The sequence below is a fragment of the Rubritalea squalenifaciens DSM 18772 genome (assembly GCF_900141815.1).
Classification (GTDB): domain Bacteria; phylum Verrucomicrobiota; class Verrucomicrobiia; order Verrucomicrobiales; family Akkermansiaceae; genus Rubritalea; species Rubritalea squalenifaciens.
Window position 1 is genome coordinate 781,618 of sequence record NZ_FQYR01000002.1, and the last position, 18,113, is coordinate 799,730.

Consider the following 18,113-nt stretch of genomic DNA (forward strand, 5'->3'; position numbering starts at 1 on the left):
GAGTAAGGATCCTCTGTTCGACTAGAGTCTTGCAAACGGTGGCTCTAGTAGTCTGAGGATGAGAAGTGCTGAAATGTGAACAGAGCTTTTCAGTATTTCTGTGAATTAGTTGGCCCGGATTCGGTAGAATCCTTGCGGGGTGTTGCCTTGTGGAATCTCCAGGCTGCTGAGTACTGAGTTGGATCTGATGTTTTCCATGCCGGGTACGGGGAGCCAGGATCCCTGCTGCAGGCTAGATGAATACTCGAGGGTGTAGATCTTGTTTGGTACAGACTTCCATTGGAGCTGAAGGCCTGAATCGGTCTTGTTGAGCTGCTTCATCGCGAGCTGTGAGCTGGCATCCTGGGCATTGGTGGAGGCGAGGTATTCCGCGTGGTTGTTCTGGCCATCCTGGTCAGCGTCTTCAGTGGCATCTGCGGCGTTGTTTTTATCCAGGACGTTTGTGTCTTCGTAGAAATCAGGTATCCCGTCTTCGTCTGAATCCGTGTCGCCGACCAGCCATGAGAGTGGGAAGCGCATGAAGGTGAGTGTGGCGATGGAAGATGAATCCCCAGTTTCATAGAGGATGCCGATGTCCCCATTAGGGAGTGTGGTCATGCAGGAATAAGCTGCCGGGCGGTCATCGATCTTGCGTGAGTAGTCCCAGCTCTGGCCTTCGTTGATTGAGGCGCGGATGGTCATCTTGCTGCGTGCCGAGGGATTGTCCGGGTTGGAGAACAAAATAACGGAGTAGGGGTGGCCATCCAGGGTAGAGCTGTGGCGCTGTACGCTTGCCATGACTGTGGGGCAGTTCTGGTCGAACCAGGGAGTTCCCCATGAGCCGTCGGCAATAGTCTCGGTCTCATGATCCCAGGAATAGGTGCACCAGAGGCGCTCTTTGCGTCCGTCGTGGTTACGCATGGAGATGAGGAGGTCGCCACTGTCCAGTTCGACGATCTGAGCTTCGGTCGTCCAGGGAGAGCCGGAAGGGATGGTGGGAGCCGCTGTGTGCCAGGTAGTCCCCTGGTCCGTGGAGTAGATGAAGTTGGAGCGCGGTACGCCGCTTGAGTCACGATACTGTGAGGGGAAAACCAGTACTCCATCGCGTGTGCAGATGCCTTTACCTGGACCTTGGAAGTAGAGATTCCAGGATGAGTCCTTGATGGAGGCCGTGATCGACTGTGGAGTGGACCAGGTGAGGCCGTCGTCATCAGAATAGTTGAGCATGTACTGTCCGGTGTCTTCGGCGGAGAGGCCAGGGCCTGAGCCTGCCCAGCCGTTGTTGCCGAATGACCAGAGCGCGGCACACCAGATGCGGCCGGTCACTCTGTCTACCAGTAAAGCTGGGTCGCCGACACCATTGCCTGAGCTGCCGGGTTCGTTGGCATCGAAGTCCATGATGATTTGCATGGGGCCCCAGGTGATTCCTCCATCGGTGGAGCGCATGATGGCGGTGTCCACATTGGCGGGAAGGTCGCCAGAGTGATTCCAGCGCACGTCGAAGCCTGCAATCAGGGTGCCGGCATTGGTGGTGACCAAGGCGGGGATGCGGTAGCTGCTGGAGCCATCATCCCCACCTTTGCGGAGAACATGGGCATAGACTCCTGAGCCTACAGTGAGGGCTCCATCGGGATCTGTGTTTACTGGGCTGTAGCTGCCCGCTTGAGGGCCTGTGATGGTGTAGCCGAGGATGCGGCCGTCGATGAGATTACCCGTGCTGAGTGGAGTCTGGGTTTGTACGGCTACCCAGATGGCATTGGTGCCTTCACTCAGGGTGTGGCTCAGATCCACAGACAGGGTGGAATCCAAACCGCTGGTGATCACCGCATCCGCAGTTCCGCTGAAGTCTGGGTTTGATCCTGTGAAAATTTTGACTGCGGAGATGTTTTGCAGATCGGTTGTTCCAGCCAGGTCAAACTGGATGGATGTGAGGTTAAAGGGGGAGAGGGTGCCCGTAGTATTGAGCTCCAAAGCAACGAGTGGATAGGTGGCTGCCTGGGTGGTGAGGACCATCTGGCTGTTCTGGATGGTATCCGCACTGGCGAGTGACATTGGCACGTCCGAGGGTTGTCCCCACTTGGTGGACAGGTAGGAGTGAGCGTCGGACGCTTGAGTGCTTGTCAACGCGCTATCGTAGACGATGACTTCAGCGATGTCTGTGTTGAGGTTTCGTTGACCCGCTACATTGCCAGCAAGAATGAGTCCGGCCAGGCCTGTGTTTGTTTCCGTGTCGTACTGATGCTCTAGTGTTCCATTGATGTAGTGGTAGACAGTGTGGTCATTGCTTGTGTTTCCCGAGTTCCACCATTGGTTGAAGACAAAGGTGTGAGTCTGCCATTGGCCAGTCGTCACGGAGCCTGTGACGGTGTCTGCGCTGTCACCGTTCCCGCTGGGCTGGATGCCAGCCTGCCACTGGTTGCTGCGGATCTGGGCGCGGCTCAGGCCGGCATTACTGGAACCGTCAAAAAGGAAACCGTCATTGGTGTCATTGATGCGGGCATAGACGACAATGGTGCGGTCGCCAGTGTAGCTGAGGGAGCTGCTGGCAATCCATAGAGAGTCGTTGCCATCAAATCTGAGCACGGGAGCTTCTGAGCTGGCCGTGGATTGGGTGAGGAAGGTCGGTGTGCCGATGACGCGATCCAGGTGCTTGCTGCCGATCTGGTCTTCCCAGCTGGTGACATTCGTGCCGTCGGTAACCAGGCCTTGGTCGGACTTGTACCAGGCTACCGGGGTTCCGGGAGGGCTGCTTTGGGCCGTAGCGAACTCGGCTGACAGCAGGATGAGTCCAGTGAATGTAGTGATGTTGTGTATGAGAGACATGCGTGTGTAAAGTGATCCTATTTTACACATAAACGCAGGAATGCCCAAAATGCATGGTGGTATCTACTGGTCTGGTTTTACTGCCAGACCATAAAAAAGGCGGCAGAATGATCTGCCGCCTTTGAGGGAAAGTGTTGGTTCTGATGCTTAGATCAAGCCGTGGTACTTCTGGATAGGAGTCACGGTGAATTCCTTCTCCTTGAGTGAGCGGATGGCCTGAACGGAGGCCTTGGCCGCTGCGAGGTTGGTGCAGTGGGAGACCTTGTTGGTAACCGCGCCGGAGCGGATAGTGACTTCGTCCTCGCGTGCCTCGTGGCCGGATGGGGTATTGATGACGAAGGAGATGTTTCCGTTCTTCATCATGTCCATGACGTTCGGGCGCTTCTGCTCGGCGAGCTTGTAGAGGCGCTCTACTGGTACTCCCTCAGCCTTGAGGAACTTGTAGGTGCCGCCAGTGGAGTAGACGGTGAAGCCGAGGTCGACGAGCTCGCGGGCGATCTCGAGAGACTCAGGCTTGTCACGGTCATTGACGGAGAAGAAGACGTTTCCTTCGGTTGGCAGTGGGTTGAAGGCGGAGATCTGAGCCTTGGCGTAGGCGAGACCGAGATCAGCGTCGATACCCATCACTTCACCAGTGGACTTCATCTCAGGGCCTAGCACGATATCGATACCTGGGAACTTAGGCCATGGGAAGACGGCTTCTTTCACGCAGTAGTGCTCAGGAAGAACTTCCTCGGTGAAGCCGAGCTCCTTGAGGGTCTTGCCGGCCATGACTTTGGCGGCGAGCTTGGCGAGTGGGATGCCGATGGACTTGGAAACGAACGGCACGGTACGGGAGGCACGTGGGTTCACTTCGATCACGTAGAGTTCTTCGTCCTTCACCGCGAACTGGATGTTCATGAGGCCTTTGACGTCTAGCTCGCGAGCGAGGTCCTTGGCACCCTTGATGATCTGGGCGGTGATGTCCTCGGAGAGGGATGGAGCCGGGATCACACAGGCGGAGTCACCGGAGTGGATACCAGCCGCCTCGATGTGCTGCATGATGGCACCTACCACGGATGTTTCGCCGTCTGAGATACAGTCAACGTCCACCTCAACTGCTCCCTCGAGGAAGCGGTCAACGAGGATCGGGCGGTTTGGTGTCACGTCTGCGGCTTCGCGGATGTAGCGGCGGAGTTCTTCGTCATTGTAGACGATCATCATGCCGCGACCACCGAGAACGAAGGATGGACGGACGAGTACCGGGAAGCCGATGCGGTCCGCGATGGCAGATGCTTCATCTTCGGAGACCGCTGTGCCAGCTTCCGCCTGCTTGAGGCCGATGCGGTCGAGCAGTGCGGAGAAGTACTTGCGGTCTTCTGCGAGTTCGATGGACTTTGGTGAAGTACCGATAACAGGTACGCCGTGGCGCTCGAGGTCTGCTGCGAGGTTGAGCGGAGTCTGGCCACCGAACTGGACGATGACGCCGTCTGGCTTCTCCTGGTCGCAGATGTTGAGAACGTCCTCAAGGGTGAGAGGCTCGAAGTAGAGCTTGTCTGAGGTGTCGTAGTCTGTGGACACGGTCTCAGGGTTGGAGTTCACCATGATGGTCTCGTAACCCAGCTCTTTGAGTGCGAAGGAAGCGTGCACACAGCAGTAGTCGAACTCGATGCCTTGGCCGATACGGTTCGGGCCACCGCCGAGGATCATGATGCGCTTCTTGTCTCCGCCACGCGCTTCGTTTTCGTCGCCGTAGGTGGAGTAGTAGTAAGGTGTGTAGGCCTCGAACTCAGCCGCACAGGTGTCTACCAAGCGGTAAGTTGGGATGATGCCGTGCTGCTTGCGGGCGGCACGGACGTCGTCCGGATCCTTGTCGAGGAGGTGGCCGAGCTGAACGTCAGAGAAACCGAGTTTCTTGGCGCGGCGCAGGCTGTAGGCGTCCTCGAGAAGGTTTGGAGTCTCAGCGACTTTCTTGGCTTCATCGACGATGATATTGAGATGCTCCAGGAACCAGCGGTCGATGGCTGTCGCCTCGAAGACTTCTTCCACAGTCCAGCCGTTCTTGAAGGCGACTTGCAGCCAGAAGATACGCTCGGCGTTAGGAACGATAAGCTTACGTTCGATTTCCTCGCGGGTTGGCTCTTTAGGTCCTTTGCCGTCGAAGCCGAAGCCGAAGCGGCCGGTCTCGAGGGAGCGGAGTGCCTTCTGCATGGACTCCTTGAAGGTGCGGCCGATAGACATGGCCTCGCCGACTGCCTTCATCTGAGTGGTGAGGACTGGGTCAGCTGTGGTGAACTTTTCGAAAGTGAAGCGTGGGAGCTTGGTCACCACGTAGTCGATGGTCGGCTCGAAGGAGGCCGGGGTCTCACGGGTGATGTCGTTGGAAAGTTCGTCCAGGGTGTAGCCGACTGCGAGCTTGGCTGCGATCTTGGCGATCGGGAAGCCTGTCGCTTTGGAAGCGAGAGCAGAAGAACGGGATACACGTGGGTTCATCTCGATCACGATGCAGCGGCCGTCTTCCGGGTTCACAGAGAACTGGATGTTGGAACCACCGGTCTCAACGCCGATCTCACGGATACAGGCGAAGGAGGCGTCACGCATGATCTGGTACTCACGGTCAGTGAGAGTCTGCGCAGGTGCTACGGTGATGGAGTCACCTGTGTGCACGCCCATCGGGTCAAAGTTTTCAATGGAGCAGATCACTACGCAGTTGTCGGCGCAGTCACGCATGACTTCCATTTCGTATTCCTTCCAGCCGAGGAGGGATTCTTCTACGAGAATCTCGTTCACTGGGGAGAGGTCGATACCGCGGTTACAGATGGTTTCGAATTCCTCGATGTTGTAGGCGATACCACCGCCAGTACCACCGAGGGTGAAGGCTGGGCGGATGATCAGTGGGAAGGAGCCGATTTCCTCGCGGATGACGTGAGCTTCTTCCATGGTGTGGGCGACGCCTGACTGAGGGAGATCGAGGCCGATCTTCAGCATGGCTTCCTTGAAGCGGAGGCGGTCTTCACCTTTGTCGATCGCGTCAGCATTGGCGCCGATCATGCGCACGTTGTGCTTGTCCAAGGTGCCGGACTTGAAGAGCTCCATGGCTGTGTTAAGCGCTGTCTGGCCGCCGAGAGTCGGGAGCAGGGCATCTGGAGCCTCGTTGATGATGATCTTTTCGACGACTTCAGGAGTGATCGGCTCGATGTAGGTGCGGAAGGCGAACTCCGGGTCGGTCATGATGGTGGCCGGGTTGGAGTTGACGAGAACGACTTTGTAACCCTCTTCAGCCAGGGCCTTACAGGCCTGAACACCTGAGTAATCGAATTCACAACCTTGACCGATAACAATTGGGCCGGAGCCAATCACGAGAATTTTCTTAATCGAAGTGTCCTTAGGCATGGAGTGTCTGCAGTAAATTTGTCGGTGTATGCCTACTAGGTGCGCGTTTGTAAAGGATTGCTTGTGTGTTTCTTTACGAAAAAAATTACAGGAATGTGAATAACATGTGAGTAGTGCCCGTAGGGCACTGGAATCTAAGGAAAAGCAAGAGGTTCCGCGTGGTGCGGGAGAAAGCTGTTTGGGAACGGTTAGAGGTTTTCGTTCAGCTCGGCGAAGACCATGACCCCGGCAGAGGTATTCAGGGTGGAGATGACGGTCACGTCCTGGGTGGTTCCCATCTTGGAAATGGCGTTGTTCACCACGATCATGGTGCCATCAGGCAGGTAGCCTACGCCCTGGTGCTCTTCCTTGCCCGTACGGACGATGGCGAGGCGTAGCTGGGCACCGACACTGACCTTCGGTTTGAGTGCTTCATTCAAATCATTGATGTTAAGCACATCGATGTTTTGAAGTCGGGCGACCTTGGTGAGATTTTCATCTGTGGTGAGCAGCTTGGCATTCAACAGGCGGCTAATCTGCATAAGCAAGGAGTCGTGAGTCTCTTCGCTGTTTTTGGACTCCGAATCGTGGATGGTGATGCGGATGTGCTTGTCACTCTGCAGTTCTTCCAAGCAATCCAAGCCCCGCTGGCCACGCTGACGGCGGCCAGGTGATGGGGAGTTGGACATGACCTGCAGTTCGTCCAAGACAAAGCGAGGGACGATGAGGTTGTTCTCCAGGAAGCCTGATTCCATGAGGGCTGGCAGGCGGCCATCGGTGATGACATCGCCATCGATCAAGAGTGGGCGTCCGGCGCGATCTTCCTGGCGGAAGCGTACGTAGGGAATAATGAAGGCGAAATCGTCTTGGTTACTGCGTAGGGCGAGTACCGTTCCGATGAAGCCAAGAGTCGCGTAGAGGGTGACGTTAAAGGTCAGGATGAAGTCATCCGGGCGTTTGACCAACTCGTCGAAAGTGGAGGCAAAGAGGTTGGCGATTTTGACCGTGGTCAGCAACCACGCGCAAAAGAGACCAATGACGAGGCCGAAGGTCGCGGTGGAGAAGCCACGAAGGGTGAATTGCTTCATCAGGCTCTCTACCATGATGAAGAAGGCACCCACGGAGAGACCGATGATGATGCCGATCCACATGAGCTCCGGGCCGAAGCTTTGCAGGGCAATGGCCGTACCCGCCAGCTCGCATACCAAAAGGTAGAGCATGCGGGTGACGTTGACTGATGTCTTGTTAGGTAGTCTAGCCATTGTGCCTGTAGAACGAACGTACTAACATTGTATTAGTAGAATGAGAAGGCAAGTATGAACAGATGTTTATGGTTAAAATTGCTGCCGTCCTATCGTCAGCGAGTTAGGGGGCGAACTGCCAAATAAAAATATTTTGTTATTTTCGCTTTTGTCTGGATGTGGGCAAATTGGCGGCATGTCTGCGAACAAACTGATTGGCATGGTTGCCATGACTTCAAACCGGGTGATTGGTAAAGGGAATGATCTCCCTTGGCATCTCCCAGAGGATTTGAAGCTCTTTAAGAAGACCACCAGCGGTCATCCCATTGTGATGGGGCGCAAGACTTATGATTCTATCGGCAGACCCCTGCCGAACAGGCAGAACATCGTGATTACCCGGGACAAGGGTTGGAGTGCCGAGGGAGTCGAGGTGATTCATGCGCCGGAGGATATTCACCAGCTCGAGCTGATGGCTTCAGAGGTGTACATCATCGGTGGCGCTCAGATCTATGAGGCCTTTTTGCCGCACTTGTCCGAGCTCTTGGTCTCCCGTGTCTTTGAAGACTATGAGGGAGATACCTATTTCCCGGAGTTCGAAGGCTACTTTGTGGGCTACGACATCGAGCAGGTCTTTGAGGCGTTTGAACTGCGCCGCTATTATAAAGAGTAAGAAATAAGTACGACCATGGAGTCTTTGGATAGTCAACTGATCGATGCATATCGCGAGCACACGAGGGGTGGCCCAGCACGCAGCTGTGCTGATCGAGTCATGGCGGAGATAGAGGCTAGTACAGATATGCCCTTGTCTATAACCAAGGGGCTTATGGTGGTAGCCTTAGTGACGGTAGGTCTCTCATTCATGGTTGTTTCTCGTTATGCAGAAAAGTCGCCCGGAGGCCAGATGCCCTCTTTTCAGGCAGGAGGTGAGCCCATGATTTTTAGTCAGCCGGCAGAATGATGAGAAAGCCGAGATTTATCATTCTCGTGGCACTGGTTGCTTTTATAGCTGGTGCCTTAGGTTGTTGGTTTGCGCTTCATTGGCATGCGAGAAGTGAGCATGGACATGGTGCAGGTGGTGAGAACTTCCATGCTTGGATCCACGAGAACCTTGAACTCAGTGAGCAGCAGGAGAAGGAGATGCATGCGTCTGAGGCTGCTTTTCATAAGAAGGAGGCCCAGCTGCTGAAGGAGCAGGGAGAGGCTAAGGCCGCTTTGGCCCATGCTGTGTGGGAGCATGGCAAAGGGAGTCCGGAGCTAGAAACGGCGATCCAGAGGGTGAATCATATCCAGGGGGAGATGCAGCGGGCTTCATTGGATCATTTCTTTGAGATGAAAGAGTACCTGGAGCCCGAGCAAGCGGAGAAGATGCTCCAGTGGTTACACGATGGAATACAGCATGAGCATGAACAGCCACATCATTGATTTTCCCGGTGGAGTGTACTCACCTGGCCTGAGAAGGGAAGATGAGGAGGGGGCACTACTCAGTAAGGCACGGGAACAACAGTGTATTCAGTATGCACAACAAGGGCATGAACCGTCATTCCGGCTGCTGATGGAAATGCATGAGGAGCGGGTCTATCAACTTTGTCGGCGGCTGCTTGGTTGTCCCGATGATGCGATGGAGGCCTGCCAAGACGTCTTTGTAAAAGCCTATCGTGCTCTGCCGGACTTTGATGGGAAGTCGAGCTTGTCGACCTGGCTCTATCGTATCGCCGTGAACCATTGCCGGGATGACTGGAAGAGTGCCGGGAGGCGGTTCCGGCAGAAGTGTTTGGCGTTTCTGATATCTCATGGGGGAAAGGAAGAGACCCAAGGGGCACGGCTGGACAGCAGAGATGATTTGAGGCTGCTGGAGGAGGGGATGCAAAGCTTGCCTTCAAAGTATCGGGCTGTCCTAATATTAACCAGTGTGGAAGGGATGAGTCACGAAGAGTGCGCTGAGTGCCTGGGGTGCTCGGTCAAGGCGGTTGAGGGGAGGCTCTATCGTGCACGCAAGCGCCTAGAGGTATGGTGGCAAAGTCAGCCATGAGGCGGGTTTCGGAAATTGAGCAGTTTTTTCGTGGGGCGTTTGCTGCAATGTCGTCTAAGGCAGTATGCAGGAAACTAAAAACTTATCACATCTGGCAACAGGCGCTTTTGCCGCAGCGGGGATTTTGGGTTGCGGGATGGGCTATGCAGATGAACAGGTGGAGACTCTGGCTCCATCAGTGGTCTACAGTAAGTCGGACTACCTAATAGGAGAAGTTGATGCAGCAAGCTCTGGTGTGGCAGGGCGTGATGAACTGAGTCGTCGCCCCATATTGAGGCGGGGAGAGCTCTTGGAGGTGGTGCCAGGTATGATTGTTACCCAGCACGCAGGCGGGGGGAAGGCGAACCAGTATTTCGTGAGAGGTTTTAATTTGGACCATGGTACGGACTTTCACGTCGGGCTTGATGGAATGCCTGCCAACTACCGGACTCACGGTCATGGACAAGGCTACGCGGATATCAATTTCATCGTTCCAGAATTTGTCGAAAGACTGGACTACGGCAAAGGCCCGTTTGATACGAGGTTTGGTGATCTCTCTACGGCTGGTCATGCTGAGTATCAGCTCTACGATGTACTGCCAGAGGGGATGCTCTCACTAAGCTACGGCTCCTATGACTACTATCGCTTCCTCTATGGTGATAGTTGGGCCTTGGGTCGAGGGCATCTTTCGTTTGGTATGGAGTACAGCCATGAGAACGGACCATGGAAGAAAGGTGATGATTTTGACCGTTACAATATTTTTGCCCGCTACCATGTAGGGGATGCAGACAATTATTGGAACAGCACCTTTCTGGCGTATCAGGGACAGTGGGATTCTTCGGACCAAATTCCACTCCGGGCCGTTGAGGGTGGCTTGCTTGATCGCTATGACGCAGTGGATCCCACAACAGGAGGGGAAAGCTCACGCTACAGTTTGTCCTCTCAGTGGCAAATGAGCGAGGGGGGGACGAAGACTCACCTGGACACTTGGGTGGGATACTATGACATGGAGCTTTTCTCTAACTTCACTTATAACCTGAATGACCCGGTTAGAGGGGATCAGTTCGAGCAGAGTGATTCACGCATCTTTGCAGGCTTCGACTTATGGCACGAATGGGAGCACGAAGTGTTTGGGCGTGAGGCGAGAACGCGTGTAGGGCTGCAATCTCGAAATGATTGGATCAATGATATCGGCTTACATCTGACCGAAGCACGAGACCGCTATGAGACGATCCGTAAGGATGATGTCTATGTAGGGAGCTTGGGAGTCTATGTGGACCACGAGACGAGAATCAATGATTGGCTGAAGGTCGGAGGAGGTCTCCGGGGAGATGGGTTCCGTTTCAAGGTGGATAGTGATTTGGAGGCTAACTCCGGAAGTGAAACGGATGGTATTGTCAGTCCCAAATTCAGAGTGGTCATGGGACCATGGAATGAAACTGAATTTTATTTTAATGCAGGACTCGGGTTCCACAGTAACGATGCCCGTGGCGTTACTATTGAAGTCGATCCAACCGACGGGGTGACACCTCTGGACCAAGTGGATCCTTTGGTTAGGACTAAGGGGCTGGAATGGGGTGTTCGCAGTAATGCTGTGGAAAATCTCACCACAACATTGGCCCTGTGGTATTTGGAAAGCGACAGTGAACTGGTGTATGTGGGCGACGCTGGCACGAGTGAAGCTGGTGATGGCTCAGAACGCTGGGGTGTTGAACTGGCTGCATACTGGCATGCGAATGATTGGATCCATCTGGATGGGGAATATTCCTGGAGTCATGCCCAGTTCGTGGGCGTGCCTTCGGGAATGAAGGATATTCCAAATGCAGTCGAGCATGCGGTGTCTGCGGGCATCACGCTAGGTAGAGAAGAAGGCTATTTCGGTAGTCTGCGCGCCCGTTATTTCACGCCACGCCCACTGGAGGAGTCAGGCTCTGTGAAGTCGGATGAAAGTTTTATCGTCAATGCCAGGGTAGGCTATAGGAAGGAAAATTGGGAGGTTTCCTTGGATGTTCTTAACGTTCTCGACCGGAATGATAACGACATCGAGTATTATTATGAGAGCAGGTTGCCGAGCGAAATGAATGGTGTGGAAGGAAAGCACATTCATCCAGCAGAGCCTCGTCAGGTTAGGCTCAATGTGGTGTACCGTTTCTAGCAAACGATTCAGCTTTTCCCCTCGAATATAAATCAGCAGGGTTCACGTGTTAGGGGTATTGTGAATCCTGCTGAATGTTTTCGTTTTTCTGGGTATTCACCCCTTTGGTCCCTTTGAAGAGGTGGACCCGTCTGCGGATGCCGGCGCGGCCGATCATCTGGGCTGCAACGGGGGCGGTGAGATAAAAGAAGATGATGATCAGTGAGGACTGAATCAGACTACGCGGGTTGGGGTTCGCGATGATGAAGGCCAGTAGCATGGTTCCCAGCCCAAAGGCTCCCGCTTTGGTCGCGGCGTGCATACGGCAGAAGAGGTCCGGCATGCGCATGACGCCTATCGAAGCCAAGAGCCCGAACAGAGAGCCGAGGATGAGAATGGTGCTGACGATGATGGTAGTCATAGCGGGGCGTTTTTGTTTTCCAGATAGCGGGCGAAAGCCACGGTGGCCAAAAAGCTGATGATGGCAATGGCCGTGGCGATATCAAGATAAGACATGAAGCCAGTCTCCATGGTGTGGATCACGCATTGGCCCATGATGAGGGCAGCGAGCAGGTCCAGGGCGACGACCCTGTCCATGACGGTGGGGCCCAGCCACATGCGCCAGGCTGTGAATAGCATGGCGAGGGTGAGCATGGATTTGGAGAGTATGTAGACCCAGGAGGGTAATTCTATGGGATCAAAATACATGGCAAACCTTGGTGAAGTATTTTTCTTGGAGTTCTTTGGCAGTCGCTTTGGGGTTCTCGACGTACATGCTGTGGATCTGCAAGTAGTGTTGGTCATCGGTCACGTTGAGGCTGAGCGTGCCCGGTGTCATGGAGATCATGTTTGCGGCGACGAGAAGTTGGCGCTCGGTGAGCTTGGAGACATCCACGCTGATGATGGCCGGTTTCATGTGGTGGGTCGGAGTCAGGATCTCGTAGGCGATGTTTAGATTACTCTTGAGCACTTCCCATAGATAGAAAGTGAACAGCCTGATAAAGTGTCCTGACCAGATAATGATGGAGAGAGGGGATTTCATAGTGACTGTTTGAGGACATGTTGAATGTAGAGATCTGGAGACAGCAGCTGCTTGCTGGCCAGCTCGGCGAGCTCGAAGAGCGGTTCACTATAGAGCCCGATGGCGAGGGTCATTAGGGAAAGTACCACACATGGTGCCACAAGCGAGGGCTCCAGGGGGAGGTTCGGCTGTTGCTCCATGGTGTGGGGTTTATCGGCATCGGGATGATTTTTCCAGAAGGCCTCCGCCCAGATCTTCGTCATAGAGAAGAGCGTGAAGATACCCACGAGCAGAGAGGTGATGACGAGGGCGTAGTAGCCTGAGTCCACGCCAGCCTGGATGACACCCAGTTTGGCCCAGAAGCCGGATAGCGGTGGGATGCCTCCGAGTGAGAAGGCGGGAATGAGGAAGATCAGCGAAATCCACGGAGCCATGCGGTAGAGTCCTCCTATCAGGTAGAGGTGAGAGCTGCCTGATTTTCTCATGATCAGACCGCTTATCAGGAAGAGGTTCGTTTTCACAATGATGTGGTGAAGGATGTAGAAGATAGCAGCGGTGACGGCTAGAGAGGTGCCGATGGCCAAGCCCATCACCATGTAGCCAATCTGACTGATGATGTGGAAGGAGAGGATTTTGCGGATATCGAAATGCGAGGCCGCACCCAATACGCCCGTGACCATGGTGGCGGCTGCTAGCCAGAGAAGCAGGTCTTGGACGACGTGAAACTGGCTGTGATAAAAAAGTGTGTAGGCACGGATTAGGGCGTAGACTCCTACCTTGGTGAGAAGTCCGGCAAAGACTGCGGATACGGAGACTCGGGGGGTGTGGTAGGATGCTGGTAGCCAGAAGAAGAAGGGGAACAGGCCAGCTTTGATACCGAAGGCGACGAGCAGAAGCATGGCACTACTGTTCACAAAGAAGGCATCATCGGTGACGGCCAGTTTCTGAGCGATGTGAGCCATGTTCAGCGTTCCTAACTTGCCGTACTGAAGTCCCAGTCCTGCGAGGAAGAGTACGGAGGAAATGATGTTGATGACGAGGTATTTGACGCCCCCCTCCAGCTGGTCTTTGGAGCCACCCAGAGTGACGAGCACGAAAGATGCCAGGAGCATGACTTCAAACCACACGTAGAGATTAAAAAGGTCTCCAGTGATGAAGGCTCCGCTCACTCCCATGATGAGGAAATGAAAGAGGGCGAAGAAATGTTTTTTTACCAGTGGGTCGTTGATGTCTTTGATCGAGTAAACGGCGACCGCCAAAGTCACCACTCCCGTGATGCAGACCATGGAGGCACTGAAGACATCCGCGATCAGTGTGATTCCTATCGGTGCGTCCCAACTCCCTCCTTGGAAACTGATATAGCCTTCCCGGATGGTGGCGTTCAGCAGTAGGATCGAGTTAAGGAAGGTCAGTGAAGCCCCTACTACCGACGCAATTCTGGCGAGTCGAGGGCGTTGTCCTAGAATCAGGCAGAGAAGAGCTGATAGAAAAGGGAGCAGGATCGTATTGAGGAGCCAGATCATTAGAGTCTATCCGTGTGGTTGAAGTCATTCAGGTCTTCGCTACCTACAGCACGGTGGGCTTTCAGGAGGAGAGAGATGGTGAAGATGACCAGGCCAAAGCTGATCACGATGGCGGTGAGAACCAGTGCTTGGGAGAGTGGGTCCGCATGGATAGCGGGTGGCTCTTTTGTCTCAGGGTCCACAAAGGCTGGGGTGCTTGAGTTCAGTCCGGCAGATGAGAAGACAAGCAGGTTGACGGCCTGGCTGAGAAGCATGGTGCCGACGATGAGCTTCATGATACTTCGCCGCAGCAGGCAATAAAGGCCGGCCGCAAACAAGGCTCCGATAAGTATGGCGATAAAAATATTCATGAGTCAGATTCTGTAGCGAGTGCGATGGCGCATTTGAGTGTAAAGCCGATTACCGTGAAGTAGACACCGACATCAAACAGCAGTGGGGTGCCGAGTTTGACATCGCCTAACAGTGGTACGGTGAAAGTTGGTAGCCAGCGTGAGGTGAGGAATGAGTCACCATCGATCAAGGCGGGAAGGCCGCTAGCCATGGCCAACATGAGTCCCACACTCATCAGCACGGTGGGAGGTAGAGGGATGGTTTTCTTGGCGGCATCCCACTTGATAGCTAGTGAGCGTAGTAAGACGGCAGAAGCTGCGATGAGGCCGCCAATGAAGCCACCGCCTGGCATGTTGTGACCGCGGTAGAGCACGATCAGGGAGAGGCCGATCAGAAGAGGGGCCAGGTAGCGGGTGGATAGGCTGAGAATGGTAGAGTGCATGGCTTATTTTTCCCGTTTTCTAATGCCTGTATTGAGGATGGATGCCGCGCCTAATGAAGCGATGGCGAGAACGCAGATTTCTCCCCAGGTATCTAGGGCCCGGAAGTCTACCAGAATGACGTTGACGATGTTGCTGCCCTTGCCTTCCGGATAGGAAAGTCTGGAAATGGCGTCCGAGATGCCATGGCCCAGATTCAGAGAGTTGGACTTGAGCACTAAGAGTGTGATCATGGTGCCGAAGGCGATGGAGAGCGTGAGATCGTAGATCTTGCTGCGTGTGCTCGAGAGTGGTTTGTGGTCGGGCAGTTTGCGTACCACGGAGGCGAAGAGAACCACTGTCAGGGTCTCCACGAGAATCTGCGTAATGGCTAGGTCTGGAGCACTGTACTCCATGAAGAGGAAGGCTACGCCATAGCCGATCAGGCCAAGAGCTACCAAGGTGGTGAGTCGTGATCTAGAGTTCACGGCTACCAGAATGGCTCCTAACATCAGAATCGTGATGACAACTACTGGGATGTTCCAGGGTAGTGCTGAATTAAAAATGTTAGAGACCCCAAAGGTGATGAGCTTCTGGTAGATCAGGACAAAGGTGGAGAGAATGATGATAATGATGTAATGGCGGAGGAAGCCGGATTGCAGGCCAGTGGTAAGCTTGCTGGCAAACTTCAGGATCGCGTTGAGCGTGCCTTCATAGAGGCTGTCGAAGGACTGCGGCTTGATGATGGCCAAGGCGGGGGTGACCTTATCTCTAAAGGCGTATAGCGTGATGCCTAGTCCTATCGAAATAGTGCTCAAGAGGAGGGGAAGGTTGAAGCCGCTCCAGAGGTGGATGCCGTCCTTATAGGCACTCGTGCTGAGCTGATCCGTGCTGGAAATGACCAGTTGGGAAACTGTGAATGGCAGGAGACCGGTGAGGATACCCAGGCAGGAGAGGATGAGTGGTCCCAGCAGCATGCTCGTGGAGCTTTCATGAATGTCTTCCTTGGGGGCTTGTGGTGTGCCCCAGAATGGTTTGTAGGCGGCTTTGAGTGCTAGCCCTACAATAAGCATACTGCTCACGATGATGGTGCTCAGCAGGATGATTTTATCCGGACTGTAGAGGGCTGCCTTGAGTGCATATTCCTTGCCGATGAACCCCAAGAAGGGAGGGAGTCCTGACATGGAGAGACCTGCCAACGCGGCGGCTAGGGCTGTGAGTGGCATGGCTTTTTTGAGCCCGCCCAGCACCTGGATGTCACGGGTGCCGGTGGAGTGGTCTACACAGCCAGCGATCATAAACAGGCTGGCTTTGTAGAATGCGTGGGCTAGGAGAACGAGGACGGCTGCCAGGATGGCTTTTGAGCCGCCGATGCCGATCAAGAAGGTGATCATGCCGAGGATGGCGAGGGTGCTGCCTGCCAGGATCTTTTTCAGGTCGTTTTGAACAAAGCCAAAGGCGCCGCCGAGGAAGAAGGTAATGCCACCTGAGATGAGTAGTGCGGTGGACCAGGCGGTGGTCATGCCGAGAATGGGAGTCATCAAGAAGAGCAGGAAGACGCCGGCTTTCACCATGGTGGCAGAATGCAGGTAGGCGCTGACGGGAGTGGGGGCCGCCATGGCATTCGGAAGCCAGAAGTGGAAGGGGAACTGGGCTGACTTGGTGAATGCCCCCAAGAGGACCAAGGTTAATATCGCCGGATAAAATGAGGAGCTCACCAGCTGCGGCTGGAACGCGGAGATCTCACTGAGATGCCAGACTCCTGTGACCGAGGCCATCATGATAAAGCCCAGTAGGAGACTGACGCCGCCCAGGCCTGTGACCAAGAGAGCCTGTAGTGCATTTCTCCGGGAGATCTTGTCGGCGTGATTGAAGCCAATCAGCAGATAGGAGCTCACGCTGGTGATTTCCCAGAAAATGAAGAAGACAATCATGTGGTCTGCCAGGCATACGCCCGCCATGGCGAACATGAACAGGTAGAGCAGGATCGCCATGCGTTTGGTGGGCGAGGGGCCATGCATGTAGCCATAGGCATAGAGCTGGATGAAGCCTCCTATGCCTGTGACCAAGAGAGCGAGGACCAAGCGTATGCCCGAGAGATGCAGGGAAAAGTCTACATTGAGTAGAGGAACCCAAGGGACACGGTACTCCACTGGCTGGCCATCCAGTATGCCGGGAGCGGCCTTGAGGAGCAGAAAGAACGCAGCAAAGGCTGGCAGGCACATGAGCCAGCCAAATCGACTACTGCTAAAACTCCCCAACGCCGGAATGATGAAGCAGGGGAGTAATAGGAGAAGCAGTATGCAGGGGAGTAGTTCTGGCATGCTTGTCAGCGTCTTGTCATCTAGTCACCTAGGAGGACGTTGAGGAAGTTCTGTCCGGTGCCTCTCATCTTTGCAGCGAGAACAGGGACATTGGCTTCCTTAAGAAGGTTTTCTGCCACACTGCCAAGCAGCCAGGATGTGAGTGCGTTTTTGCCGCGGCAGCTGACGATGATCATGTCTGCGCCCAGTTCAGTGGTGGCAGCCTGAAGAGCATCGTAGACATAGCGGTTGTTGTAATTGTGCATATTCACCTTCACGCCTTGCAGGTCTACGTCGTTGATGAATTCCTCGTGGCGCTCACGGGCAAAGTCCGCGGCGATCTCCAGTTGGGTGGATTCCGGGATCGTGAGCTTGTGGGATTGCCGGCCCAGATTGTAGACGTGCACGCTCTCGATCTCCTTCAGGCCACGGCTTTGTGCTACTTGCACGGCGATCTCCAGCGCCTCTTTAGCGTACTTGGAAAAATCGGTCGTCACCATGAGCTTGGTAAGCTTCGGCGGGCATTCCACTGGCACAGACATGACTGAGCAGGGAGCCTGACGGGCGAGCCTCACTGGCATGGAAGAACCAAAAGAGTCTTTTCCGATAACAATTAGATCAGAGTCTTGTTCAGAGATGGCTTCCAGCAGGGAGGTGAGTTCACCTTTTCCTGTAACGACATCAAAGCGGAAATTAATCTCTTCACTGGAGCCGCAGTTCTCTGCGACGAGTTTTTTGATTTCTTCTAACAGTTCGTTGGTGAATGAATCATCACCTCGCAGAGATTCCGGCATGTCATGGTTATCATACGGGTGGATGAAGAGGATGTCGTCGGCATCAGTGTATCGGGCAATGCGGCATGCCCAAGCGATGGCTCCTGCGTCTTTATCCTGAAGGCCGATGGGAACGATGATTTTTTTGTAGTCTTGCATCTGTGAGTAATCTCTGAGGTTGAAACGACACGCATGACACGCAGACTGA

The 18,113-nt window shown here is 54.4% G+C and carries 15 protein-coding genes; 4 read left to right on the plus strand and 11 right to left on the minus strand.

Annotation, left to right across the window (positions count from 1 at the left end; genetic code table 11):
- Nucleotides 1–105: 105 nt before the first annotated feature.
- The 3 genes from BUB27_RS03650 to BUB27_RS03660 all read right to left on the minus strand — a co-directional run bounded on the left by BUB27_RS03650 (nt 106) and on the right by BUB27_RS03660 (nt 7,415).
- Entirely contained in the window at nt 106–2,802 is a 2,697-nt protein-coding gene (locus BUB27_RS03650) for a sialidase family protein (RefSeq protein ID WP_159434783.1), read from the minus strand.
- Nucleotides 2,803–2,949: 147 nt separating this feature from the next.
- Nucleotides 2,950–6,174, minus strand: a complete 3,225-nt coding sequence (gene carB / locus BUB27_RS03655) for a carbamoyl-phosphate synthase large subunit (protein WP_143158184.1) — start codon at nt 6,172–6,174, stop codon at nt 2,950–2,952.
- A gap of 188 nt (nt 6,175–6,362) precedes the next feature.
- Nucleotides 6,363–7,415 (minus strand): PIN/TRAM domain-containing protein, encoded by a 1,053-nt coding sequence (locus BUB27_RS03660; protein ID WP_143158185.1) that lies wholly within the window; start codon nt 7,413–7,415, stop codon nt 6,363–6,365.
- A gap of 175 nt (nt 7,416–7,590) precedes the next feature.
- Between BUB27_RS03660 and BUB27_RS03665 the strand changes: the two genes are divergently transcribed.
- The 4 genes from BUB27_RS03665 to BUB27_RS03680 all read left to right on the plus strand — a co-directional run bounded on the left by BUB27_RS03665 (nt 7,591) and on the right by BUB27_RS03680 (nt 11,557).
- Entirely contained in the window at nt 7,591–8,064 is a 474-nt protein-coding gene (locus BUB27_RS03665) for a dihydrofolate reductase (RefSeq protein ID WP_200797053.1), read from the plus strand.
- Between the two features lie 284 nt (nt 8,065–8,348).
- Nucleotides 8,349–8,816 (plus strand): periplasmic heavy metal sensor, encoded by a 468-nt coding sequence (locus BUB27_RS03670; protein ID WP_143158186.1) that lies wholly within the window; start codon nt 8,349–8,351, stop codon nt 8,814–8,816.
- On the plus strand, nt 8,797–9,423 hold the full coding sequence (locus BUB27_RS03675; protein WP_159434784.1) for an RNA polymerase sigma factor: 627 nt from the start codon (nt 8,797–8,799) through the stop codon (nt 9,421–9,423). The genes BUB27_RS03670 and BUB27_RS03675 overlap by 20 nt, the downstream gene beginning before the upstream one ends.
- A gap of 64 nt (nt 9,424–9,487) precedes the next feature.
- A complete protein-coding gene (locus tag BUB27_RS03680; RefSeq protein WP_143158188.1) occupies nt 9,488–11,557 on the plus strand; it encodes a TonB-dependent receptor in 2,070 nt (689 codons plus the stop codon).
- Between the two features lie 49 nt (nt 11,558–11,606).
- On the opposite strand, the gene mnhG is transcribed toward BUB27_RS03680, so the two are convergent.
- The 8 genes from mnhG to BUB27_RS03720 are packed head-to-tail and all read right to left on the minus strand — an operon-like array spanning nt 11,607 to nt 18,064.
- Nucleotides 11,607–11,957: a monovalent cation/H(+) antiporter subunit G gene (gene mnhG / locus BUB27_RS03685; protein WP_143158189.1), complete on the minus strand. Its 351-nt coding sequence runs from the start codon at nt 11,955–11,957 to the stop codon at nt 11,607–11,609.
- Entirely contained in the window at nt 11,954–12,244 is a 291-nt protein-coding gene (locus BUB27_RS03690) for an MrpF/PhaF family protein (RefSeq protein WP_159434785.1), read from the minus strand. Before BUB27_RS03690 ends, mnhG begins: the two co-directional genes overlap by 4 nt.
- Nucleotides 12,234–12,578, minus strand: a complete 345-nt coding sequence (locus BUB27_RS03695; protein WP_143158191.1) for a Na+/H+ antiporter subunit E — start codon at nt 12,576–12,578, stop codon at nt 12,234–12,236. The genes BUB27_RS03690 and BUB27_RS03695 overlap by 11 nt, the downstream gene beginning before the upstream one ends.
- Nucleotides 12,575–14,080, minus strand: a complete 1,506-nt coding sequence (locus tag BUB27_RS03700) for a Na+/H+ antiporter subunit D (RefSeq protein WP_143158192.1) — start codon at nt 14,078–14,080, stop codon at nt 12,575–12,577. The genes BUB27_RS03695 and BUB27_RS03700 overlap by 4 nt, the downstream gene beginning before the upstream one ends.
- Nucleotides 14,080–14,430: an NADH-quinone oxidoreductase subunit K gene (locus BUB27_RS03705; RefSeq protein ID WP_143158193.1), complete on the minus strand. Its 351-nt coding sequence runs from the start codon at nt 14,428–14,430 to the stop codon at nt 14,080–14,082. The genes BUB27_RS03700 and BUB27_RS03705 overlap by 1 nt, the downstream gene beginning before the upstream one ends.
- Nucleotides 14,427–14,852 (minus strand): MnhB domain-containing protein, encoded by a 426-nt coding sequence (locus tag BUB27_RS03710; protein ID WP_143158194.1) that lies wholly within the window; start codon nt 14,850–14,852, stop codon nt 14,427–14,429. Before BUB27_RS03710 ends, BUB27_RS03705 begins: the two co-directional genes overlap by 4 nt.
- A 3-nt stretch (nt 14,853–14,855) precedes the next feature.
- Nucleotides 14,856–17,153, minus strand: a complete 2,298-nt coding sequence (gene mbhE, locus BUB27_RS03715) for a hydrogen gas-evolving membrane-bound hydrogenase subunit E (RefSeq protein ID WP_143158195.1) — start codon at nt 17,151–17,153, stop codon at nt 14,856–14,858.
- Between the two features lie 20 nt (nt 17,154–17,173).
- Nucleotides 17,174–18,064: a universal stress protein gene (locus tag BUB27_RS03720; protein WP_143158196.1), complete on the minus strand. Its 891-nt coding sequence runs from the start codon at nt 18,062–18,064 to the stop codon at nt 17,174–17,176.
- Between the last annotated feature and the right edge of the window lie 49 nt (nt 18,065–18,113).